The 13,366-nt window shown below is 62.1% G+C and carries 14 protein-coding genes and 3 pseudogenes; 8 read left to right on the top strand and 9 right to left on the bottom strand.

Going from position 1 to position 13,366, the window contains the following annotated elements; translation table 11 throughout:
* Nucleotides 1-64 precede the first annotated feature (64 nt).
* On the top strand, nt 65-832 hold the full coding sequence (locus QJR12_RS01250; protein WP_300575300.1) for a class I SAM-dependent methyltransferase: 768 nt from the start codon (nt 65-67) through the stop codon (nt 830-832).
* A gap of 283 nt (nt 833-1,115) precedes the next feature.
* Nucleotides 1,116-1,544: a hypothetical protein gene (locus tag QJR12_RS01255; RefSeq protein WP_300575302.1), complete on the top strand. Its 429-nt coding sequence runs from the start codon at nt 1,116-1,118 to the stop codon at nt 1,542-1,544.
* A gap of 121 nt (nt 1,545-1,665) precedes the next feature.
* Here QJR12_RS01255 and QJR12_RS01260 read toward each other — a convergent pair whose 3' ends face one another.
* The 4 genes from QJR12_RS01260 to QJR12_RS01275 all read right to left on the bottom strand — a co-directional run bounded on the left by QJR12_RS01260 (nt 1,666) and on the right by QJR12_RS01275 (nt 6,289).
* Complete coding sequence (locus tag QJR12_RS01260; protein ID WP_300575304.1) at nt 1,666-2,511, bottom strand: DUF2637 domain-containing protein; 846 nt, start codon at nt 2,509-2,511, stop codon at nt 1,666-1,668.
* Nucleotides 2,508-2,735, bottom strand: a complete 228-nt coding sequence (locus QJR12_RS01265) for a helix-turn-helix transcriptional regulator (RefSeq protein ID WP_300575306.1) — start codon at nt 2,733-2,735, stop codon at nt 2,508-2,510. The genes QJR12_RS01260 and QJR12_RS01265 overlap by 4 nt, the downstream gene beginning before the upstream one ends.
* A 252-nt stretch (nt 2,736-2,987) precedes the next feature.
* Nucleotides 2,988-3,476 (bottom strand): hypothetical protein, encoded by a 489-nt coding sequence (locus QJR12_RS01270; protein WP_300575308.1) that lies wholly within the window; start codon nt 3,474-3,476, stop codon nt 2,988-2,990.
* Between the two features lie 1,112 nt (nt 3,477-4,588).
* Complete coding sequence (locus tag QJR12_RS01275; protein ID WP_300575310.1) at nt 4,589-6,289, bottom strand: serine/threonine-protein kinase; 1,701 nt, start codon at nt 6,287-6,289, stop codon at nt 4,589-4,591.
* 40 nt (nt 6,290-6,329) lie between these two features.
* On the opposite strand from QJR12_RS01275, the pseudogene QJR12_RS01280 reads away from it, so the two are divergent.
* Nucleotides 6,330-6,546 (top strand): annotated as a pseudogene (locus QJR12_RS01280) (recombinase family protein); the annotation flags it as partial.
* Nucleotides 6,547-6,675: 129 nt separating this feature from the next.
* The gene (locus QJR12_RS01285) at nt 6,676-6,894 is read left to right on the top strand and encodes a hypothetical protein (RefSeq protein WP_300575312.1); all 219 of its coding nucleotides are present in this window, start codon (nt 6,676-6,678) and stop codon (nt 6,892-6,894) included.
* Between the two features lie 75 nt (nt 6,895-6,969).
* Here QJR12_RS01285 and QJR12_RS01290 read toward each other — a convergent pair whose 3' ends face one another.
* Nucleotides 6,970-8,148 (bottom strand): hypothetical protein, encoded by a 1,179-nt coding sequence (locus tag QJR12_RS01290; RefSeq protein WP_300575314.1) that lies wholly within the window; start codon nt 8,146-8,148, stop codon nt 6,970-6,972.
* Nucleotides 8,149-8,362: 214 nt separating this feature from the next.
* Between QJR12_RS01290 and QJR12_RS01295 the strand changes: the two genes are divergently transcribed.
* Nucleotides 8,363-8,494 (top strand): hypothetical protein, encoded by a 132-nt coding sequence (locus QJR12_RS01295; RefSeq protein WP_300575316.1) that lies wholly within the window; start codon nt 8,363-8,365, stop codon nt 8,492-8,494.
* 168 nt (nt 8,495-8,662) lie between these two features.
* Here the strand turns inward: QJR12_RS01295 and QJR12_RS01300 are convergent, their stop codons facing one another.
* Together QJR12_RS01300 and QJR12_RS01305 are read right to left on the bottom strand one after the other, a co-directional pair.
* On the bottom strand, nt 8,663-8,842 hold the full coding sequence (locus tag QJR12_RS01300; protein ID WP_300575318.1) for a hypothetical protein: 180 nt from the start codon (nt 8,840-8,842) through the stop codon (nt 8,663-8,665).
* A gap of 189 nt (nt 8,843-9,031) precedes the next feature.
* Nucleotides 9,032-9,166: pseudogene (locus QJR12_RS01305) on the bottom strand (IS3 family transposase); the annotation flags it as partial.
* 204 nt (nt 9,167-9,370) lie between these two features.
* Here QJR12_RS01305 and QJR12_RS01310 point away from each other — a divergent pair.
* Nucleotides 9,371-9,718, top strand: coding sequence for a hypothetical protein (locus QJR12_RS01310; protein WP_300575320.1), 348 nt, complete (start codon nt 9,371-9,373; stop codon nt 9,716-9,718).
* 126 nt (nt 9,719-9,844) lie between these two features.
* On the opposite strand, the gene QJR12_RS01315 is transcribed toward QJR12_RS01310, so the two are convergent.
* Complete coding sequence (locus tag QJR12_RS01315) at nt 9,845-10,513, bottom strand: recombinase family protein (protein WP_366526284.1); 669 nt, start codon at nt 10,511-10,513, stop codon at nt 9,845-9,847.
* A 388-nt stretch (nt 10,514-10,901) separates the two neighbouring features.
* Between QJR12_RS01315 and QJR12_RS01320 the strand changes: the two genes are divergently transcribed.
* Entirely contained in the window at nt 10,902-12,635 is a 1,734-nt protein-coding gene (locus QJR12_RS01320; RefSeq protein ID WP_300575322.1) for an IS1634 family transposase, read from the top strand.
* Between the two features lie 112 nt (nt 12,636-12,747).
* Entirely contained in the window at nt 12,748-12,972 is a 225-nt protein-coding gene (locus tag QJR12_RS01325; protein WP_300575324.1) for a transposase, read from the top strand.
* Here the strand turns inward: QJR12_RS01325 and QJR12_RS01330 are convergent.
* Nucleotides 12,929-13,358, bottom strand: a pseudogene (locus tag QJR12_RS01330) (transposase); the annotation flags it as partial. The gene QJR12_RS01325 and the pseudogene QJR12_RS01330 overlap by 44 nt on opposite strands.
* Nucleotides 13,359-13,366: the final 8 nt, after the last annotated feature.

Here is a 13,366-nt window from a genome sequence, read left to right on the forward strand (position 1 = left end):
CATGTCAATCGCCGGCGACGCCGGCCTTGTTCAGCAAGTTAGGGGTGGCGGCATGGAACTCCCGATGTCGGGGCGGAAAACGATTGACCTTCCCGGGCACTGGCTGCTGGCCAGACTGGGAAAACGGGTGCTGCGGCCCGGCGGTCGCGGGCTGACCGAACGGATGCTCTCCGCGGCGGGGGTGCCGGGGGCCGATGTGGTTGAGCTGGCGCCCGGTCTGGGTGTCACCGCGATGACGGTCCTGCACCGCAAACCCGCCAGCTACGTCGCCGTCGAATTCGACGAGGACGCGGCGGAGCTGACCGGTGCGGCCATCGGCGCCCGCGGCCGCGCTATTCGGGGTGAGGCCGCCCACACCGGGTTGCCCGATGCGAGCGCAGACGTGGTGGTCGGTGAGGGGATACTGACCATGCAGACCGATGCCCACAAGCCCGAAATCGCACGGGAGGCCTACCGCGTGCTTCGACCGGGCGGCCGCTACGCCATCCATGAGATGGTGCTGCAAGACGGCGTCGACGAGGACGCCAAATCCGAGGTTCGCCGGGCCCTGACCCGCTCGATCAAGGCCACCGTCGATCCGCTGCGGGCCGCCGAATGGCGGCAGCTGCTCACCGACGCCGGCTTCCGGATCGACAATGTGTTGTTCGCACCGTTGCTGCTGTTGGAGCCGCGCCGGGTGATCGACGACGAAGGACCGTTGCGGGCGCTGCGGTTCGCGTGGAATGTGGTGCGCGATCGCGATGCCCGTGAGCGGGTGCTCGACATGCGCAACACGTTCCGCAAGTACCGCGACGTGTTGACCTCGATCGCGATCGTCGCGACGAAGGCCTAGCCGGGACGCCGGCCCGCTGCCCGGCTCGGCTGCACACGTTTCGGTTCGCCCGGCATCTTCGGGGTGCCATCGTGTTACCCACCATGCTCACCGGCATTTCTGCAGTACGCGAGCATCAGCCATGCGGCAAGTTGTCGGGCGAATATTCACCGCAGTTTGTCGGGTCGGGCTTGTATTCGCCCTCGACGCCCTCACCGAGTGGCCGGGTGTTGTCGGAGGACGGCTATAGCTTTGGCGTATGAGCACACCACCTCCATTCTTGCCTCGGCGAACCGCTGCGCGCTTGCTGCAGACCGGCGATAAAATCAGCATTCCCGTACAAAGCGACGGCATTCAATCCGTCGGCCAGTACGCGACGATTACCGCTCTGGAGGACGACGAGCCGAACCGGCGCATCCGGATAATCGCCAAGATTGACGCTACCGGCGAGACGCTGACGATCGCGGTGAAGCCGAGCCATGAGTTCGACCGGCTGACCAAGGACGACGATCTGCGTGAGGTGGTCATCGTGCCTGCGACGGACTACTGGAAGTGGATCGGCACGCACGTCAACGATCCGCAGACCGGTCAGCGCGTGCAGATCATCGAGGTTGTACCCGGGCCGCACCCGGAGGACAACCACGAGATCCTGGCGATAGTCGTCTGGGACGGGCAGAAGCGCCGAGCGCTATTCTCCGAACTCACCGGCTCGATGGTCTTCGAGGACAACTGACGCTGGTCACCAACTGGGACGGATGGACAACGCCTGAGACTCATCCCGAAGCGGGCACGGTGATGGCGTTGGCCATCATGGCTTTACTTTTGCGGAATTCCCTCCAGCTAGTAGAGGGCCCTCAGCCGACCGCCACGAGCTGCCGCTGCCGGTGCTCTGCGGCAGCCTCCACGATCCGCTGCGCGGTCCGGTAGTTAATCCCGGATGCTTTGGCGGCAGCGTTTATCGACGCGCCCCCACGGGTGGCCGCCAGCACCGCGATCACGGTCTCGACGGGCTGTGTAGTCACCCCGGATGCAATCAGCTCCAATGCAAGGTCTGCATCGGCCTGTGCAATTTCTGCGTCAGCCTGTGGCGCCTGGGTTTGCGCTGAGTCCTGCACTGTGTGTGCCGGGTTGGGTTGTACCGATGCAGAGGGCGGTACCCGTATGCCGCCCTGTGCGGACGCTTTGAAGTTGGCCTTTGCCCTCTGCACGGGCGTTAATGCTGCCGTATGTACTGGCGCGGTTTGTGGACTGACACGAGGTGCACGGCGTACCGGTTTGTCCCCGAGCGCAACCAGCATTAGCGTGCTGACGGCCACCGCCGTGTCGATGATGCCGGGGAAAATACATGCACTTGCAGTGCCATACCCGGTGACTCGCATCAGATCCCGCAGCGCCAAAAAGCTCACGGCGAACGCACCGGCGCCGATGGCTGCCGTAGCGCTAACCGCCCAGCAGTAAACCCTGCCGGATGCTCCCGCACGGACCGCGACGGCGATGCCGTGCACAGCAGCCAGGAGGGCGATGGGAGGCACAGCGGCGGCACCGATCTGGACGACGACATGTGGGATGTACGGCAGCATCGCGTGGGTGATGTTGCCGATCAGGCTAACCGTGGTCGCACCGATCAAGAGGCCCCAGAAGAAGCGGACAGCGCGCCGGTGATTTCTTTGGGTGATCTCGGTCTGGCCCGAAGTGCTCATCGCCGCCGTTCCTCCGTCAGTTGTTGTGTGATGGTCTTCCCACCCACCGACACCACCAGGCTGGCCTGCACACCGAGCGCAGTCAGGTATGCGCGCAAGGTCGACAAGAGGAGGTCGGATTGGCGCTCGATCCGGCTGATCTGACCCTGGCTCATGCCCAGTGCAGTGGCCAGTTCGACCTGCGTTCGTCTGGCGGCGTGACGTATCTCAGCAAGGTCAATCACGGTCCAATACTACATTCATGCTATATAGCTCTCAAGCTATATAAAGTCTTGTTGCAAATATAGATCGGCTGGTTCAATCCCAGTACCGGGCAACACTATCTATGCAGGTAAACAGCGGTATCTAGGCGAACGAAGTATCAGCCGTGCAATAAAGCCGCAGTCCACCGCTTAGCGTATTGCACTGCGATGATGTGGCGCGCAAGCTGCTCCGTATGCGCGACCCTCGTCACGACGATTGACTCCGAGCTGCGGTTACTGGCCGCCGTTCGTCGGGTGTGCCGAGAGCACGGGGTGCTGTCGTGCATGCGGTTGGTTGACGAATTGTTGGACGACCGCAACGCCCATTGACGATGAGGTGTCGTTGTGGCTGAACCCTGAGACGAGCGAAAAGAAGAAAACCAGCAGCCAGATCAGCCAGATGACGGCGCCGATGATGGCAATAACTCGATGGGCTTCCAGCGGGGCCTTCAGGGAGGACACATTGCCGTACTCGTCGACCCTGACTATCCTTTGGCGCTGGCCAGCAAATGCGGTCATCAGCAACCAAACAGGAACCCACAAGGAGCACGTGACCAGGGATAACAGCAGGTGCAGGACATGGTTGACCGGGCGTCCTCTGGCCACGACCGCCCAGGTGTCCGCGCGAGACATCACACGACCACCGTGGCTTGCCATCGCCATCAGCTGCTGATCGAGGATCTCAGAGCGCTGCTGTGAGGAGAAGACGCGGGGCGTGTTCACGGGACGGGATAGTACTGCTCCGTCCACTCCTAGTCGCCGTATTTCCGCAATGTGGATGGGGGGAAGGCGGTGCCAGGGCGGCCGGCCCGAGCCCGGCGGCTAAACTTCTCTCGCCGCTGGCGGGGGTTTGAGGCAGCGGGCTGCCGTAGTCACCCAAATCTGCGTAGCCGCCCGGCATCCCGTAACCGGACACCTGTACCAACAGGTGAACCGGTGAGCGAACTGACCGCGATGTTCGGGATCAGCCGAAGCACATTGTTCAGGACTCTAAAGGTCTTGAAGAAGCAGGAGTCGGTGCCCACCTGAACATCCAATCCACGGTACCGCTCAGGCAATCGAAGCTAGTTCAAATCACAGAACACATCCACAACGCCCGCGTCCTGCCAACGGTAGAGTAAAAACTCAGGACAAGCCTCAAAGTCCTAGCAACCAAGGAGCCCTAGCAACCAAGGAGCCCTAGCCGGTGGGGGCTTCGGCAGGAAACCAATTCAGGGCTCGGCAACCTCCGCAGGAGGCTCGCCGAACGGTTCGTCGGGTCTCCAGCCGGACCCGGTTCGGGGTGTGAAGCCCGGCCATGCGCCGTCGCCTCAATTCCTTGCTATCCGTTCTAGCAGATTCAGCGAGGCCCGTCAGGGGCTGGCGCAGGCGGGGCCAGGAACAACGCTGGATCAGCTATGACGACACTGGGCGGTACATCGCCCTGGCGGGTCAGCACAAGAGGGGTCCGCCATACGTCTCCTTGCTGGCCGCATTCATTGGTTAGAGCGGTGAGGGTCGCAACGCCTTGGAGCGTGCCGTCGGGCTGTGGCTCCAATGACCAACTAAGCGTGACGGCCTGGGTAATTTTTCCGTTTGTTGCTCCAGCGCATTGTTCCGCTGATCGAAGAGTGGGTGTGTCCTGCCAGTGACCGTCGGCGAAACGGAGCACGTGTCCGAAACCCGTGGGCTCTTGGTGGTTTTCGTCGGCCAGTGCGGCCCCGGCGGCAACGCATCCAGCCGATGTGCACAAGGAACGAAAGGCCCACCAATGTGTCTCGTCGGCAGCGGGACCGTTTATTGCGGAACCGTTTTCCGTCTGCTTTGTGATCTCAAAGTTTACGCTATAGGTGCCATCAAGCCCGGCCCCCCCCAACAGTCGGGGCTGCGGTGCTGGTCGTTGGGGAAGCGGTGACCATCGCCGGATCGGCCACGGTGACACCCAGCGGCACGTCGCCCATCCGCGACGCCACCAACGGGACCTGGAACACCGCTCCTTGGCGGCCGCATTCATTGGTCAGGACGGTGTCGGTCAGGCCGCCGCGAAGCGTGCCGTCGGGCTGTGGCTTCAACGACCACGTAACCATTTCGGTGTTCGCGCCCGCGACGACGCTTTTCCCGTCTGCTCCCAGGCAATGTGGATACTGTGCTTGGGTCTGAACGGGTGTTCGCTGCCAGTGACCATCAACAAAATGGAACTCCGCTGTATGGCCGGGGGCCATCGCCACGTCATGGTTGTTGACGTCAAGCTCGGTCCCGGTAGCAACGCAACCGGTAGGTCTGCACGATGACCGGAATGCCCACCAAGCGCTGTTTCCGATACTTGACCGCGATGAATCGGGCGCGCCGTTTTCCATCTGCCTTGCATAGTCGAACTCCACCCGATAAGTGCCGTCGAGCACGGCAGCAGGTGGGGTTGGGGTTCTCGTTGGCGGTGTGGTGGTTGTGGGATTGTCCCACTCGACCACGTAGAGGGTCGCACCAATGGCGGCCAACACCACCACCGCTATCTCCGCCCCGACAAGGATCGGGCGCCGCCTGCGCTGCCTCTTTGCCGCGGCCGGCTCGGTGCTCGATGGCAGGCTGTCCTCAGAGCGCAGCGGGGGCTTCGCGTTCGTCGACTGTGGTTTCGCGCTGTATCGCTCCACCTGCGCGGCTCCCGCTGTGCGGGCGGCGACGGTGATGCCAGCCGCAGTGAGACGATCACTTTCCGCGTCGCCGGCGGTCCGCTCACTGAGCCGCATGGCGAACTCGCGGCACCGGCCGAACCGGTCGGTGGGGTCCTTGGCCAACGCTCTTGACAACACCTGATCGAGGTGCGCCAACTCCGGGCGCCGATCACTTAGCTTTGGCAGTGCTGCGTTGAGGTGTTGGCTGATGACAGCCACCGGGTTGGAATGCTGATACGGCGGGGCGCCCGTGAGCAGGTGAAACGCGGTGGCCGCCAGCGCGTACTGGTCGGCGCGCCCATCCAGCTGCAGCCCCATCAACTGCTCAGGTGCGCAGTAAGCCACCGTGCCCACCGTCATATTGGTCGCCGTCAGGCCGCTGACGTCGGCCAGTTGGCGGGCTACTCCGAAGTCGGCCAACAGGATCCGTCGTTCACCGTCTTCTGGCTCGGTGAGCAAGATGTTGGCCGGCTTGACGTCGCGATGTAACAATCCCCGCTGGTGGGCGTAATCGAGCGCCCTGGCCACCGCGGTGACGATGACGGAGACGTCATGTGGTGGCATTCCGGCCGGGTACTGGGCTTTCATTAGCTGCCCAGCGTCGGTGCCCTCGACGTAGTCCATCGCGATCCACAGTTGACCATCGAATTCGCCGCGATCATGCATCCCGACAATGTTTGGGTGCCACAGTTCGGCGACGAGGTCGGCTTCGCGGTGGAACCTCTCGCGGAATTCACGATCTGCGGTGAGCGCCTCAGGAAGAATCTTCAACGCGTCGCGCCGGCGTAATCGGGGGTGCTGAGCGAGGTAGACCTCGCCCATCCCCCCAGAACCCAGCAGCCGGAGGATGGTGTACCCAGCAAAAACCGTGCCGATCGCCAAAGGCATGTGCGGATACTACCGCCGTCACTGCCGCTGCCGATCGCTTCTGGCGAAGCCGCCTTGCTCACCAACCCCCGACGGCGGCGTGGACACCGATCGGGTGTTCACCGACAAACTCTCCGGATCGCCAAAGACAGCCCGCCCGGCCCTGAGGGGCGATGCTCGAGTATGCCCGCGCCGGTGACACCGTCGTCGTCACCGCCATCGACAAGCCCGGTCGTTCCGTCGCGGAAGTCACTCGCACCATCGCAGACTTAGCCGACTTCTGTCACTGCCGGTCCGGCCCTGCGTGGGTTGGCGGGCAGTCCCGGCAACCTGGTAGTTATCGGCTCCCGTCGCCGATTACCGCATTCGGGCGTTGAGATAGGCGAATATCGCGTCGAGTTCGTTTCATGAACGGTGCACGCCCACTGCTGGACAATGAGGTGCGCATCGTCAGCTACATGTGCACAACGAAATGGGTCTTGGTCGAGGCTGCGCGGCGTCGGGTGGCTGAGATTGCGGCCCGCGCCGATAAGCAGCACCCTCGGGTGTTGGCGGGTGATGAGTGCGCTGTGTTCGGCGAGTTGCCGGCCTGCTGCAACGTGATTGGGTTTGCACTCACGCGCTAACCGTACCGCTGAATCGGTCGCTTATCGCCTGACTTTGCAGCATTTTTAGAGCGAATTGTGTTGCACGGACCCAAGTTATCCGCATTGCTTATCGACCAGCGGCCAGTCTGACGGTAGGTCGAACAGCTCGTGGATTACGAGGTTGCCGTTGGTTCTGAGGACTTGTCCGTCGTCTTGGAGAGTGTTTGTTGCGAGCCCGTATGTTTCGAAAATCGGCATTGGCGCCCACGGGTTGATCCACATGCGTGGAGTGTCTTTAGCGGCTCCCACCGGGTCGATGTTTAGGCCCATCAGCACGGCAGACACCCGAGTCCCACCCAGCGGGTCCGCGCGCCAATATCCATTCGGAAGGCGACCCAGTGGAGTGAATTTCGGTTCCCCGTAAGGGTTGAACAGCGTGGACCTCGATCCGAACAGCGCATCGTCGATCTCGTCGTCGTCGATGAAGACCGTCGCAGTGTTGAGCGCGACAATAAATGGGTATTCGAGCGGTGTGTCGACGTCGGTGTACTTTTTGCCCTTGTCTCTGACAGCTCGTCTGATGAGTCCTACGTTGTCGTACATCACTACGCGCGCTGAGTGCAGGCCCAGCAGACGCGTGTATTTGCCGCGTTGCTCAGGGGGCAGGGCGTAGGCGGTGTACAAAAGCTGCCAGTCGCCAATAGGAAGCGGGAGAGTCGGCAGTGGCTTGCCGGCCTCACGGGCGGCGACCTCGTCGTCTGCATTCAACCCTTGCAGCCACTTTTCGATCGGTGTGCGGATCTGGGCAATGCGGGGCTGCTGCCTTCCCTCTTGTTCGATATCGAGTATCAGGATGAAGTCGGGGTGGCTGGCCTTGTTGGTGCAGTCGAATATCCACGCCTCCAACGCGTTCCTGGGCCTTTCGATAACCGCCTTGCATTCAACGTAAGTGCCTGCGCCGTCGCGGGTTATCAGGAAATCTGGCTTTTTGCCGTTGGGCAGCGTGGGGTGCGGGGTGACCTCGTACTCGAGCAGCCGGTAAAAGGTGTACATGTACAGCTCCCACCAGGCGCCGAAATGCTGATCTTGATCGCGGCTGCGGAAGTCTTTCCTCAGCCTGCCACCGTGGTCCGGGTAGTGGCTGTACCACTCTTCCAGCTCGTCGCGCACGCGAGCCCACTTGGGTTCATCGACCCGGTTGTAGAAGTCAAAAACACTGCCACCGTATGACATCAGAGAGGAATCGTTTCGCGCGAATTGATCAAACAGCGTCTTCCTGGGTGGCCCGGTCACACAGTCAACTTTAGCGCGATTTGCACCGATATCGCCGCCATGGCGGCTACTGCGGCCTGAGGCCACGGGGCGGCATATCGCTCTACCGCACGCACGCCAGCCCGTCGAGCAGAATGCAGCCGGCGGCCAACGCCGGCCCAAATGTGACGGTGCCGCACTCGGAATGCCACACCAGATGCCGTCCACACGAGCATCGGGTGCGAATATGGTGGGCGTGGAGGAGTCTGATTTGCCCGATGACCGCGAGCTGCGGATCACCGACCGGGCGTTAGAGGGCATGGACGCCGACCATGATGATTGCCCGTTCTGTCTGGGACGGGCCGCGGCGCATCGCGGCGACGATTAGGACGCCAACCCGTTTCCCGAGGTTGACTTTCCCAAGAAGTTGGTCCGGTGGTACGACTCCGACTGCGGGTTATGGGTCGCGGGTCACAGCCTCGGGTCCATGGAGCCGGGCGGACTGTTGTGGTTTGAGCAACCAACCGCGGTTGAAGACCGGAAATGATTTCGCGCGTCAATCGCGGACGTGCACCGCGATGGCGTCGATCGGTTGGCCGGTGCTGACCGCGATCAGTGAACGCGCCATGTCTTCGATCTCGCCGGCGTGGCGTGCTTGTGTGAGTTGGTCGATCTCGGGGTGGATCATCCACCAGCGGCCGAATAGACGCTGATGTTGTAGGTGTGCATCGGGCATGCCGTGTGACTCCGCACTACGGCGAAGGTGACGATGCTACCGTACGTAAACGCTAGGCCCTTCTCACTGACGTTTCGAGATCCTCTTCGCGATCGTCTCACGCACTCGCTCAGGCTGAGACAGAGCGTCGAGCAGGTAACGGTAGAGCAGACCTTGAGGCACTAAACCGGTGCTCGTATACCTTTGGCCCTCGCAGATCAGGTCTTCGCCGGTGATGTTGCGCTCGACCATGTCGCCGAGGCATTCGCGGGTGTGTTCGTCGATGATCGACACGGTCTTGATCGGCCGCCCGTCGGTGGTGACGTCGAACTGAAAATCAGCAGCCCTGCCATAAATCGAGCGGTCCACCTTCATCAGGCCGTCCCGCTGAGCGCCGCTGACACGGGCTGGCCGGCAATTTTCACAAATCCCGATGTAGGTGATTCGTGCAAGTATTACGCTCTAATCGACGGTTCGGGCAACGTCACAAAATTGCCGAGTCAAACTCTCGGCATAAAAGGATTGGCGCATAGAAAGGAGCGCCTCGACATGAACCAACTGATTGCCGCCGTTCCAACAGTGGCTGTTGCAGCCTTGGCTGCTGGGGCCGTCGCACTAGCAACCCACGCCAATGCCGACTTTGTTTTCGACATCTGCCCATCTGGTATGGATGGTGTCGTTGCCGGCACACCTACATCGTGCCCGTTCGCCGACAATGTGCGGGAAAATTACTTCCGCTACGGTGGTCCGCTCATCGAAGCATACAGCCCTGTTACGGGCGAGATTTACGCAATGGACTGCAGTGACGCCCACTTCATCGCGCGCCTTAGCGATGGCGAGACTCACCCAGGCGTTCTTTGCACTGGCGGCAATGATGCAGCGGTGGTGATCTGGTGAAATACTTGATATTACGTCCAACACCAGGGAGGAAGCGGGCCGATGGGGTCAGCGGTCGAACTGGCCAAGTGGTGGACGAATGTCCGTGGCGTACCTACGTCGGCGCTCTTGTGCTATGCCAAAAGATTATGAGGCCAAGTACCGGTATAGGGTCGCTCGACTGACGCCCAGGAATCGGGCGATGTCTTTGGCGGTATGACCATCGGCCTTCATTCGCCTCGCTGTGGCGATGTGGTCTGGCTCTTTTACCTTCTTGGGTCTTCCGAACCGGGTGCCGTTGGCCCGCGAAGCCATTCGCTTCAGCGCCGTGCGCTCTCGGGTCAACTCGCTCTCGTATTCGGCCAGCGACCCGAGGACGCCGATCATCATCCGCCCCGCTGCGGTACTGGAGTCGATGCCGTCGCTGGTAGACACCAGGGTAACGCCACGATCCGTTAGTGCCTTGACGGTCTCGAGGATGTGCAGGGTGTTGCGCCCTAGACGGTCTAGTTTCCACACCACAACGGTGTCGCCTTCGCGGACGTATTCCATAAGAGCAGTTAGCCCTGGACGGTCGTCCCGGGCACCAGACATGATGTCGGAGAAAGTTCTCGCGACACCGGCAGCATCGAGTGCAGCCTGTTGTTGTTCAAGAGTCTGCGAGACTGTCGAGATACGTGTGTAACCGATGCGGATACCGAGATTGGTGCCGCCAGTTCTCTTCTCACCCGCCTGACTCATAAGTGTTGGAACACCGTTGGTGAGATGGATATTTCTGAGACGAACTTCCGAGACATTGCGACCAGGACGATCCATCACCCTCAAGGGGCACGACGGTGTGTCTCGAATGTGGTCTATTTCGAGACGGCGTTCAGTTCTGTTCGGGCCTGGTCGATTTGGTCGTATGCGTAGGTTGCCCGTGATCGTGGGGTGGTCCGTAGTGCGGTCGTCGTTGCCACGAAGACGACCCAGATGGACGGGCGGGGTAATTTTCGTGCCCATGGTGTGTCCCCCGGTGGATGAGTCCGCCGTGTTTTAGACCGTAGTTCCCCCCGCTAGACGGGTCTGGTTCTTGTTTTCCGTTGCTGAGCAGACGCTTTGCATCCGCAGCCGAACGTGAGTGTAGACATGTATTCTAAATTTGTTGCGGCGTGTCATATAGTGGCGGGCCATACTGGCTGGTTTTATGTGATATAAAGTAGACATGTATGTGGCGCGGGTGCCGAATCGCGGGTCACCGCCGGCGATTCTGCTGCGGGAGTCCTACCGCCAGGACGGCAAGGTGAAAAACCGCACCCTGGCCAACCTGTCGCGCTGGCCAGCGCCCAAGGTCGAGGCGTTGACGCGGGTGCTCAAAGGCTTGCCGACGGTGGGCGATCTATCCGAGGCCTTCGAGATCACCCGCAGCCTGCCGCATGGGCATGTGGCCGCGGTGCTGGGCACCGCCCGCGGCCTAGGTGTCGAAGAACTCATCGACCCGACACCGTCACGTCGGCGCAATCTGGTGATGGCAATGCTGGTGGCCCAGGTCATCGCCCCGGCATCCAAGCTGGCCACCGCCCGCGGACTGCGCGCCCAGACCGCGACCAGCTCGCTAGGTGAGGTGCTGGGGGTCGACGGGGCCGACGAGGACGACCTGTATGCGGCGATGGACTGGGCGCTGGCCCGCAAAGAGAGCATCGAAGACCAGCTGGCCGCACGGCATCTAGCTGATGGCACCGTGGTGCTCTACGACGTGTCCTCGGCGGCCTTTGAGGGCCGCACCTGCCCACTGGGCAAGATCGGGCACGCCCGCGACGGGGTCAAAGGACGCCTGCAGATCGTCTACGGACTACTGTGCACCTCCACCGGGATACCGGTGGCCATCGAGGTGTTCGACGGCGACACCGCCGACCCGAAAACCCTGTCTGTGCAGATCGAAAAGCTCAAAGACCGGTTCGGGCTATCCCGGGTGGCTCTGGTGGGTGATCGCGGCATGATCACCAGCGCGCGCATCACCGCCGAACTTCACCCCGCCGGGCTGGACTGGATCACCGCGCTACGCGCCCCCCAGATCAAGGCCCTCGTCGAAGCCGACGCCTTGCAGCTGAGCTTGTTTGACACCCAAGACCTCGCCGAGATCGACTCCCCGGACTACCCCGGTGAACGCCTGATCGCCTGCCACAACCCCGACCTGGCCCAACGGCGCACCCGCAAGCGTCACGAGTTGTTGGCGGCCACCGAAAAACAACTGTCCGCCATCGCGGCAGCCACCACCCGAACACGGCGCCCGTTGCGCGGCAAAGACACGATCGCCCTGCGGGTCGGCAAGGTGATCAACCGCCACAAGATGGCCAAACACTTCCACCTCACCATCACCGACACCGCGTTCAGCTTCACCCGCAACGACGAGGCTATCGCCGCCGAAGCCGCCCTCGATGGCATCTACGTGCTGCGCACCAACCTGCCCACCACCGCTTTGGACCGCGACGACGTCGTGTTGCGCTACAAGGGACTCGAAGACGTCGAACGGTTCTTCCGCACCCTCAACAGCGAGCTTGACGTGCGGCCCATCCACCACCGCCTGGCTGACCGGGTCCGCGCCCACATGTTCCTACGGATGCTGTCCTACTACATCAGCTGGCACATGAAGCAAGCCCTGGCTCCCCTGCTGTTTTATGACCACGACAAAGCTGCCGGCGCCGCTAAACGCGTCAATCCTGTTGTCGCCGCTCAACGCTCCGATGCCGCCCTGGCCAAAGCCGCCCGCAAACGCACCGACGACGCCACCCCGGTACACAGCTTCACCAGCCTGCTCGCCGACCTGGCCACCCTCTGCGCCAACCGAATCCAACCCACCGCCGACATGGCAGCATTCACCATGTTCACCACCCCCACCGCACTGCAGCACCGTGCCTTCGAACTACTCGGCACCACTCACCGCCTCGGCTACATGTAGTCAGTGGACAACACAAAACCGCAGGTCACAGCGCATTCATCACCAGACCAGGGGGAACTACGGTTTAGAGTCCTGTGCCCCCGGGTGGGGGGCGGAAGGGACGATGAATCACATGGCTGGCCGCAAGAGGCATTCCGCCGAGGACATCGTGCGCAAGCTGCGCCGTGCTGATGAGCTTGCCGCGGCGGGAATGACCAATGAGGAGATCGCCGCCGAGCTGGAGGTGTCGGCGGCGACGCTGTACAACTGGCGGCGCACCTACGGCGGTATGAGCGTCGATGCCGCCAAGGAGACTCTTGGGCCATCATTGACACCTGAGACTTGGAAAGCCCCGTGACACCGAGGGATTCGACCAAGCGCTCTATCCGCCGGATGGACACCCCCCAGCAGGTAGCAGGTAGCCCCCACCGACGTGAGCGCCCGCTCGGCACGCTTGCGGCGGGCCAACCGCCACCCCGGGAAATAGCTGCGCTGTCGCAGCTTGGGAATCGCCACTTCGATCGTGCTGGCCCGGGTATCGAAATCATGATGCCGATAGCCGTTACAGAGGTTGGACCGCCCGTCGCTGCGCTGGCGATAGCCCGCACCGCAGATGGCGTCGGCTTTCGCGTCCATCAAGGCGTGGATGAACGCCGACAGCAACCCGCGCAGCAGATCGAGGCTCGCCTCGGCGAGTTGATCGGCCAACAGTTTCTCGACGTCGCTAAGGTGGGATGAGGTCATCGCGTTGC

Origin of the sequence: Mycobacterium sp. (assembly GCF_029961025.1) — a bacterium.
GTDB lineage: Bacteria > Actinomycetota > Actinomycetes > Mycobacteriales > Mycobacteriaceae > Mycobacterium.

Bases quoted from the DNA above. Each gene is read 5' to 3' on its own strand.
- QJR12_RS01325 (WP_300575324.1), top strand. From the start codon at position 12,748: ATGGCTGGCCGCAAGAGGCATTCCGCCGAGGACATCGTGCGCAAGCTG.
- QJR12_RS01250 (WP_300575300.1), top strand. From the start codon at position 65: ATGTCGGGGCGGAAAACGATTGACCTTCCCGGGCACTGGCTGCTGGCC.
- QJR12_RS01300 (WP_300575318.1), bottom strand. From the start codon at position 8,842: ATGCCCGATGCACACCTACAACATCAGCGTCTATTCGGCCGCTGGTGG.
- QJR12_RS01320 (WP_300575322.1), top strand. From the start codon at position 10,902: ATGTATGTGGCGCGGGTGCCGAATCGCGGGTCACCGCCGGCGATTCTG.
- QJR12_RS01260 (WP_300575304.1), bottom strand. From the start codon at position 2,511: ATGAGCACTTCGGGCCAGACCGAGATCACCCAAAGAAATCACCGGCGC.
- QJR12_RS01315 (WP_366526284.1), bottom strand. From the start codon at position 10,513: ATGGATCGTCCTGGTCGCAATGTCTCGGAAGTTCGTCTCAGAAATATC.
- QJR12_RS01275 (WP_300575310.1), bottom strand. From the start codon at position 6,289: ATGCCTTTGGCGATCGGCACGGTTTTTGCTGGGTACACCATCCTCCGG.
- QJR12_RS01310 (WP_300575320.1), top strand. From the start codon at position 9,371: ATGAACCAACTGATTGCCGCCGTTCCAACAGTGGCTGTTGCAGCCTTG.
- QJR12_RS01285 (WP_300575312.1), top strand. From the start codon at position 6,676: ATGAACGGTGCACGCCCACTGCTGGACAATGAGGTGCGCATCGTCAGC.